Genomic DNA, 8568 nt, shown 5'->3' on the forward strand with positions numbered 1-8568 from the left:
CCGCTGCGCCCGGCTTCGCCGCGCTTGCGGTCGTCGCTAGGCACTGCGTTGCTCTTCGGCCTCACCCTCGGTGATCAACCGCTGCTCCCGCAAGAACCGGACGAGATGCTCGACCGTGTCGGTCAACGCGGGCTCCCGCAACCGGGTCTTGACCAGTCCGCGCGTGTGCCGGTATTGGGTGTTGTCGTAGCGCTTGTCGCGCATCGCCGCGATCTTGTCCGCCGACCGGGTGATGAAATCGACCAGCGGATACATCTGGTCATTCGGCGTGCAGCGGCGGTTCAGCTGCTCGGCGAAGGACGGGATGTCATGGTAATCAAAGTGATACCCGTAACGTTCGGACAAGATCCGGGTGATGTCCGTCAGGTTGTAGTAGTCGTCCGCAGTCATATTGAACACTGGGCAACCACCGTCCGTCTCTTCCGGCAGGTCCATCAGCGCGACGACGTGGTCGGCGATCAGGTCTGCGGGCAGCAGGCTGATCTGGTTGAGCGCGTTCACGGCCAGGCCGTGCTCGATCATGAACGCTGTCAGACGCACCAGGATGTCGTCCTGGCTGCCGTAGCCCGCCTTGGTGGGCGAGATCAGCGAGGGCCGGTAGATGCGCACATCGAGTCCTTTGGCTTGCGCCGTCAGCGCCAGCTGCTCGGCGACCCACTTGGTCTGTGAATAGCCGAAGTCCAGGCCGCTCATCTTCGCGTTGGCATCCCACTCGCCGACCACCGGCTCGGTGCTCCAGCCGTAGATGAAGGTGCTGGAGACCAGGTGGAAGGTCTTGCGGTGCGAGGTCATCGCCAGGCGCAACAGCTCGCGGGTGCCTTCGACGTTGGCCGGCCGCAGGGCGTCGTAGGTCCGGACGTAGTTGACCAGGGCGCCGTTGTGGACGATCAGGTCGACGCTGCCGGCCAGTTGCTGGAAGGCCTCCTCACCGATGCCCAAGGCGGGCTCGGCGAGATCGCCACAGATCACCCGTACCCGCGCCCGGACTTCGGATTCCAAAGCCGGCGACCATAACTGGGCCTGGCGCAGCGAGGCGACGATGCGGTCCAGGCCGTGATCGGCGTCCGTGGCGCGGACCAGTGCGTGCAGGGTGTAGGACGTCTGCGCGAGCAGGCTGCTCAGCAGGAACGGTCCCAGGAACCCGGTCGCCCCGGTCAGCAGCAAGTCGCTTGGTTTGCCCGATCGTTCCGGCGGGAGCGCCGGCAGCGGTAACGCCGCGTCGGTGCGCATCTTCGTGGTCTCGTATTCCTCGTACTCGGCGGAAATCTCGGCCAACGACTGGCGCAGGGCGTCGAGCGGCTGCCCGGACCCCTCGCCGAATTGCCGCATCAGCCGGAAGAATTCGGCAACCGTCAGGCGCTGCAGCAGACGCGTGTTGACGTCCTCGGCCAGCTCACCCGCGCCGTTCTCTTCGAGCAACGCCTGCAAGTCCGTGCGCAGCTCGGCCAGGCTCAGCGAGTCGATGCCGAGATCGGCAAAGGAGCAGTCCTCCTCACCGGTCAGGTCGTAGCTCTCGATGAGATGACGGAAGCGTTCCGGTGGGCCCGCAGTCGCGTCCGCTGCTTCGTGGGCCCGCTGGGTGTGGCTGGCCAGCACTGCCAGCTCGCCGTCCAGCCAGAGCTGGCGGGTCTGGGCGCGCCGGACCTTCCCGGAGGTGGTCTTGGGAATGACGCGCGGCGGCACGAATGCGATGGTGTGCGGATCGATGTGGCAGTGCCTGCGGATCGCCCGTGCCAATGCCTTGCCGTCGGGCAACTCTTGTCCGTCGCGCACCTCGGCCACCACGACCAGAGCTTCTTGTTCCTCATGTTCGACCGAGAACGCAACGACGCAGCCGTTGCGGACTTGCGCCGCCGACCGCTCGACGACGGCCTCGACGTCCGAGGGGTAGGTGTTGACCCCGCGGACGATGATCAGATCCTTGGTCCTGCCGCAAACGAACAGCTCGCCCTCGTAGAGGAAGCCGAGATCGCCCGTCCGCAGATACGTGTGCTCGTCATCGCCGGTGATGCGGGCTGCGAACGTCTCCGCGCTGAGCTCCGGGCGGTGCCAGTAGCCGCGCGCTTTGGATGGTCCGTCCACCCAGATCTCGCCGATTCGGCCCTCGCCCAGACCTTGCCGCGTCTGCGGATCGACGATGCGAACCACGCTGTCGGCAATGGGCTGGCCGCTGCTCACCAGCGGCGCTTGGTTGTTGTTCTCGGGCAGCGCCTTCTCGACGCGAACCAGCTTCTGTTGCAGCGCCCGCTTGTTGACGGCCAGGGTCTGGCGCCCCCGCAGGGTGACGCCCAATGTGTTCTCAGCCAAGCCGTAGGCGCCGGTCACCGCTTCGGGACGCAGACCGTATGGGGCGAAGCGTTCCCGGAAGCGGGCGAAGGTGTTGGCCCGCAGTGGCTCTGCCCCGATGACCATGGCTTCCAGGCTGCTCAGGTCGATCCCGACCAACTCTGAGTCGGGAAGCTTGTCCGCACGCAGGCAGTACTCCAGGGCGAAGTTCGGCGCTGGCGTGCGGGTGGCGCGCACCTCGCTGATGAGCCGCAGCCATGCCGAGGGCCGCTTGAGGAAGTCCTCCGGTGACATCCCGTGGGTGGTCCCGCCGATTACCGCCATGAACAGGTAGGCGGAGATCAAGCCCATGTCGTGGTGCTGCGGGAGCCAGCTGACCGCCACTTCGCTGACCGTGAAAGGCGAGGAGTTGGCGATGACGTTGGCGTGCGTCACGACCACGCCCTTGGGATCGCTGGTGGAACCCGAGGTGTACTGGAGGAAAAGTACCGAGCCGGGGGTATCCGCCACGGGTGCACCACCGAATTCCTGGGTGCCATCCGTCGCGAACCAGGGCAGCTCCGGGAGCCGTTGGCTGTCCGGCCACGGCAGGGCGCCATCTCGCTGGCCGAGCGACAGGTTATAGGCGTGCTCAAGCTGCTTGGTCGACAGCACTGCCTTGGCCTGGCTGTCCCGCGCGATGAAGCTGAGCTTGGCCAACCCCGCTTCGAAGGCCATCGGCAAGGGCGGGCTGACGGGTACAGCGATCACCCCGATGCGCGCGCAGGCGAAGAACGCCGCCACCATTTCCAAACCCGGGGGGTAGACCAGCAGCGCCCGATCTCCCTTGGTCAGCCCGGCTTCAGTGGACAAGTAGGCGGCGAGCTCGCGCGTCCGCTCGGCGAAGGTCAGGTAGGTGTAGCTCTCGAGCTCCCGGCCTTCGGCGTCGAGAAACCGGTACAGGGTCTGGTCCGGCCTCCGTGCTTCCCACATCTGCAGATAATCGATGAGCGTCTTCATCGCAGGGGTCATCCCTTCGGTCGGTGTCAAAACGGGAAAACAACTTCCTTGGTGATCGGTAAAGCCAACATAGCGCCGCCGACTAGAGGTAAGCAAAGTGTCTTGGACATTAACGGGCAGTGCACACTAGTTTCACAGCCTAAGCTTAAATAGTGCGCCAATTCGCGTGGTCTCTGCGTATCTACGGAAATACGTATCTCAGTACCTCAGTGGGGTTATGAGCAGGCGTTTTCTTGGCCAACTGCTCTGCATGTACTGATCTACGGATCTCCGTATCCACGTACGAATTCCATTTTAGGGGCCGGTTACTTTTTCCCTACAGCCATTCTTGGCGAGACGATCATGGCCAATTTGAAAACAACAATGCCCCTTTCAGAGGGCGCGTGAATTCAGCCGTGTTCGCCCTTGCCGCAGGCCAGCGGCGATGCAAACGATGAAAAGCCGCTCACAAAACCGGGGCTGGTGGTGCAGTGCCGTGGTTCCTCCGAATGACGCCGGCGGCAGCGGATGAGCGAACCGGACCCGCCCGCACCCGACGACTATCTACTGAAGTACGGAACTGATCTACTGAAATACTGGCGGCCGGCCCGTCGGATGGCGGACGCGCCGACGTGATTCAGGCCTCGCGGCGCGCCCGGACGTTCGGCGACGCCCGCAGTTGAGCGACGCGGATGCCTGGTCCGGCCGCGGCCACCAGCCTGACGACACCGAGGAAACGCTCGCCGTCGATGATCGGCGACAGCGGCTCCCCCTCGGCCTCGATGACCATCTCCCGGCCGTTGACGTCGCGCACCCGGTCACCGCGGATGGTGCCGTTGGTGAGCGCGGCGGGGAGCTGCACGACGATCTTTGACGGCCTCAACTCCCCGGCTTGAAAGTGCAGCGCACCCGGTTCGGCGGCCTTCGGGAAGAGTCTGAACGGGCCGGCGATACGAAGGTCGATCGCCCCGGCGTGCAGCAGCCGGTGGGTCCGCGTCGGGACCTCCTCGCCGTCGATGACCACACGGGCGCGCGTCGGAGTGAACAGGACCGACGCGTAATTCGGTGTCTTCAGGCGGCGGGGAGAAACCTTGGAGGTCAGGTAATCGCCGAAGGTGCGGGCTATCACCCGGGCGACAGCGAGGCGGTCGTGGTCCGGGTTGTCGTAATACCTTTCGTAGAACCGGTTGCCGACGCCTCCGGCGGCGAGCCCGAAACACAGCCGCTCCAGCGTCCCGCCGTCGGCGGTGCTGCCCGTGAGCTGCAGCGTGTCCAGTCTTACCTCGGGTGGCGGTCGATCCGCTGCTGCTGCGGCCGTGAGCGCACGAATGATCGCATCGGGTCGCCCCCGCACCCCCGCCTTGCGTGCTACGGCGTTGACGCTGCCGCCGTTGGTGGGCACGAATGTCGGCCAGCGTTCCGGATCGGGGATGCAGTGCTGAACCTCGTTGACCAACCAGTGCAGCCCGCCGTCGCCGCCGTCGCCCACCAGGTGGGTGACTCGCGGCAGGAGTCCCTGCAGGGTGGTGCGCAGGTCCTCGATGGAAGCCGTCTCGTGCACCTCGCCCCACGGCCCGACGATGCGGCGCAGCTCGGCGGTGCGACGACCTGCCGTCCCGCGATTCCTGCGGGCGAGCGGATTGACGATGACGCCTAGATACATCCGGGTCGCTCCGGTGCGGATCCGCTGGCCATCCCACGCACGATACCTGTGGCGTTCTGGTGGCCGAGATCACCTGGTTAGGGTGGCTGCCATGCCTGGTTGGACCGCAGCAGAGCTGCCCCCGTTCGCTGGACGCACCGCGATCGTCACCGGCGCCAACGCCGGATTGGGTGAGGTGACCGCTCGCGAGCTGGCCCGCGTCGGCGCCCATGTGATCCTCGGCGTGCGCGATACCGAGAAGGGCCGGGCGGCCGCGGCCCGAATGACCGGCCACGTCGAGGTGCGCGATCTGGACCTGCAAGATCTGTCCTCGGTGCGGGCCTTCGCCGAGGGCATCGATCGAGTCGACGCGTTGATCAACAACGCCGGCATCATGGCGACCAGGCACGCGGTGACGGTCGATGGCTTCGAGAGCCAGATCGGCACCAATCACCTCGGTCATTTCGCGTTGACCAACCTGCTGCTGCCCATCCTCACCGACCGGGTGGTGACGGTGTCCTCACTGCTGCACAACATCGGCTACATCAGCCTCAAGGATCTGAACTGGCAGTCCCGTAGGTATTCGGCGTGGCTGGCTTACGGCCAGTCCAAGCTCGCCAACCTGCTGTTCACCAGGGAGCTACAGCAACGGTTGACCAACCGGGGAACCGCGGTGCGCGCGCTGGCCGCGCACCCCGGCTGGTCGCACACCAACCTGCAAGGCAACTCCGGCCGCAAGCTTGGCGATGCTTTGGTGTCGGCCGTCGACCGTATCGTTTCCACCGACGCCGACTTCGGTGCCCGGCAAACGTTGTATGCCGTATCGCAAGATCTGCCGGGCGACACGTTCGTTGGCCCGCGACTCGCCCTGTATGGCCGTACCCAGCCGACCTGGCGCAACTGGTCGGCCAAGCGCGCGAAAACCGGCGCCGCGCTCTGGGCGCTGTCCGAACGGCTCACCGGCACGACGTTCCCGCTCTAACAGCGGGCGGGGAAGATCACAAGCCGCGGTTGGGGCTTTCTGCCGCGGTCGCGCGCCCTACCCGCGGGGCACGCGACTAGATTGGGCGACGGCGCAACTACTGGGTGGGCGAGGAGGTCATGCCATGTCGAACACGGATCTGGCAGCGGTTCTCGCGCTCTGCGCCGCGCTTTCATCCGCGATCGGCAACGTGATCCGCCAGCGGTCCGCCCAGGAGGTCACCGACAAACAAGTCGGCCACTTGGCATTGTTCGGCATGCTGTTGCGCGACACTCGGTGGTGGCTCGGCGGTTTGGGCGACATCGGTAGCTATGTGTTCCTCGCCGGGGCCCTCGACAAGGGCTCGGTGCTGTTGGTGATGTCGCTGCAAGTCACGGCGCTGCTGTTTGCGTTGCCCATCTATGCGCGGCTGACCCGTCATTCGATAACCCGCCAGGAGTGGCTGTGGGCGCTGTTGCTGGTCGTGGCGCTGGCGGTGGTCATCGCGGTCGGGGATCCGACGGGCGGCCAGCAGCGCGCGCCACTGCACACCTGGATTGCGGTGGCCGTTGTGCTGGGTCCACCGTTGGTGTTGTGTTTGCTGGCTGCGCGGATATGGTCGCAGCGTCCGGCCGCGGCGGTATTGCTGGCGGCGGTGGCCGGTTCGTTGTTGGCGGTGTTCGCCGTCCTGATGAAGGGCGTTATCGACATCGTCGAACACGGCCCGGGCCAGCTGTGGCGCACACCGGAGTTGTATGCGTGGGTGTTTTGCGGCGTGGCCGGAATGATCTACCACCAATCGGCCTATCGCGCCGGTGCGCTGACCGCCTCCCTGCCGACGATCATCGTGGCAAAGCCGGTGGTGGGCGCGGTGCTTGGGATCGCTGTGCTGCGCGAGACCCTGGAAGCCGACGGCGTGGAGTGGTTCGTGCTGGCGATGGCAGCGGTAGCGGTCATCGTCGCGACGGTGGGACTGGCTCGTGGTGAAGCCGCCAGCATGACGGCCGGCGCGGGACGTGACGTGCGAATCGCCGATCGACCCACGCCATCGCGGCAACGCCTGGGCGGCTGAGATCCTGCCGGCTCCGGTGGGTGGTTAAGTGGTGGCCGTGAAGAAACTGTCAGCTGCGCTGGCCTCGCTGGCCGGGCTCGCGGTCACCGCCAACGGTTACCAGCCCCTGAGCAAGCGCGGTTACCTCTCGATGTACGCGTTCAGCTTCGGGGTGTTCGCATCGGAACTGCCATTGCAACTGCTCGCCGGTCAGGCGGCGCTGCTGGCCGCCGTGACCCGCACACTCTCGCCGCGATCGCGCCGATTCAGCTGGTTGGTTTCGGCGCTGTCGTGGTTGGGTCTATTCGGGTTGAACCGCATCGGCCATCAGTCCAAGCTGCCACTCAGCGCCGCGCTTGACGCCGGGATGGGTACCGATCGCCGCACCGACTCGGCCGGTCTGTGGAAGCGACCGGAAGGCGCGGGTACCGCCAAATCTCCCGGCCTGGTCCGGATGATGCGGATCTACGGCGACTACGCGCACGAGACCGACATCAGTTACGGCGAGCACGGCTCCCGGAACCACCTCGACATCTGGCGGCGGCCCGACCTCGACCGCGGCGGTCGCGCGCCGGTGCTGCTGCAGGTCCCCGGCGGTGCCTGGATGGTGGGAAGCAAACGCCAGCAGGCGTATCCGTTGATGAGCCATCTGGCCGAACTGGGCTGGGTGTGCGTCGCGATCAACTACCGGCTCAGCCCACGCTCGACCTGGCCGGATCAGATCGTCGACGTCAAACGTGCGCTGGCGTGGACCAAGGAGCACATCGCCGAGTACGGCGGCGACCCGGACTGGGTGGCGATCACCGGCGGCTCGGCCGGTGGACACTTGTCGTCGCTGGCCGCGGTCACCGCGAACGATCCGCAATTCCAGCCCGGTTTCGAAGACGCCGACACCAGTGTGCGGGCAGCCGTTCCGTTCTACGGGCTCTATGACTTCACCAGGAACGAGGCGATCCATTCCTTGATGGCGCCGACGCTGGCGAAGTACGTGTTCAAGCTCCGGCGGGCGGAACTCACCGAGGCTTTCCGGGCCGCCTCGCCGATCAGTTATGTATCTCCCGACGCCCCACCGTTTTTCGTGTTGCACGGACGTAATGATTCGTTGATCCCGGTCGAGCAGGCCCGCGAATTCAGCGCGCGGCTCCGCGAAGTCAGCCGCCAACCGGTCGCCTACGCCGAACTGCCGTTCGCCCAGCACGCGTTCGACATCTTCGGATCGCCGCGGGCCACCCATGCGGCGCTGGCCGTCGAGCAGTTCCTCGCCGAGATCTACCAACGCACCACCACGGTCTAAGCCGACGACGGTCGAGCGCTGCGCTCGTTCAGAAGGGCGATGATCTGTGCCGCCAGATCGTCGGTGTCGGCGCCGGCGGTATCGAGCACCAGATCGGCGTCCTCGGGCGGCTCGTAGGGTGCGTCGACGCCGGTCAGCCCTTTGAGTTCGCCGCTGCGCGCACGGGCGTAAAGACCTTTGGGATCGCGCTTTTCGCACTCGGCCAGTGACGTGGCGACGTGGACTTCGATGAAGGGCAATCCGGCGGCATCGTTGAGCGCGCGGGCGGTTTCGCGGTCCGACCTCAGCGGCGACACCAGCGACGCCAACGCCACCACACCCGCGTCGGCCAGCAGCCGAGTCAAATGGCCGACGCG

At 66.0% G+C, this 8568-nt stretch carries 6 protein-coding genes; 3 read left to right on the top strand and 3 right to left on the bottom strand.

The genetic code is table 11. The features are described 5' to 3' along the window. Positions 1 to 36: 36 nt before the first annotated feature. The gene (locus VGG53_RS03845; protein WP_331516663.1) at positions 37 to 3285 is read right to left on the bottom strand and encodes a thioester reductase domain-containing protein; all 3249 of its coding nucleotides are present in this window, start codon (positions 3283 to 3285) and stop codon (positions 37 to 39) included. A gap of 616 nt (positions 3286 to 3901) precedes the next feature. Then, positions 3902 to 4927 (bottom strand): diacylglycerol kinase family protein, encoded by a 1026-nt coding sequence (locus VGG53_RS03850; RefSeq protein WP_331516664.1) that lies wholly within the window; start codon positions 4925 to 4927, stop codon positions 3902 to 3904. Positions 4928 to 5018: 91 nt separating this feature from the next. Here VGG53_RS03850 and VGG53_RS03855 point away from each other — a divergent pair, with 91 nt between their 5' ends. The 3 genes from VGG53_RS03855 to VGG53_RS03865 all read left to right on the top strand — a co-directional run bounded on the left by VGG53_RS03855 (position 5019) and on the right by VGG53_RS03865 (position 8212). Continuing rightward, complete coding sequence (locus VGG53_RS03855; protein ID WP_331516665.1) at positions 5019 to 5888, top strand: oxidoreductase; 870 nt, start codon at positions 5019 to 5021, stop codon at positions 5886 to 5888. A gap of 124 nt (positions 5889 to 6012) precedes the next feature. Next, positions 6013 to 6939, top strand: a complete 927-nt coding sequence (locus VGG53_RS03860; protein ID WP_331516666.1) for a DMT family transporter — start codon at positions 6013 to 6015, stop codon at positions 6937 to 6939. A gap of 28 nt (positions 6940 to 6967) precedes the next feature. Further along, positions 6968 to 8212, top strand: a complete 1245-nt coding sequence (locus VGG53_RS03865) for an alpha/beta hydrolase fold domain-containing protein (RefSeq protein WP_414688876.1) — start codon at positions 6968 to 6970, stop codon at positions 8210 to 8212. On the opposite strand, the gene VGG53_RS03870 is transcribed toward VGG53_RS03865, so the two are convergent. Beyond that, positions 8209 to 8568, bottom strand: a 360-nt coding sequence (locus VGG53_RS03870) for an adenylyl-sulfate kinase (RefSeq protein WP_331516668.1), incomplete at its 5' end; no start/stop codon positions are given. The two genes, VGG53_RS03865 and VGG53_RS03870, sit on opposite strands and share 4 nt — an antisense overlap.

Source organism: Mycobacterium sp. (genome assembly GCF_036490025.1).
Classification (GTDB): Bacteria; Actinomycetota; Actinomycetes; order Mycobacteriales; family Mycobacteriaceae; genus Mycobacterium.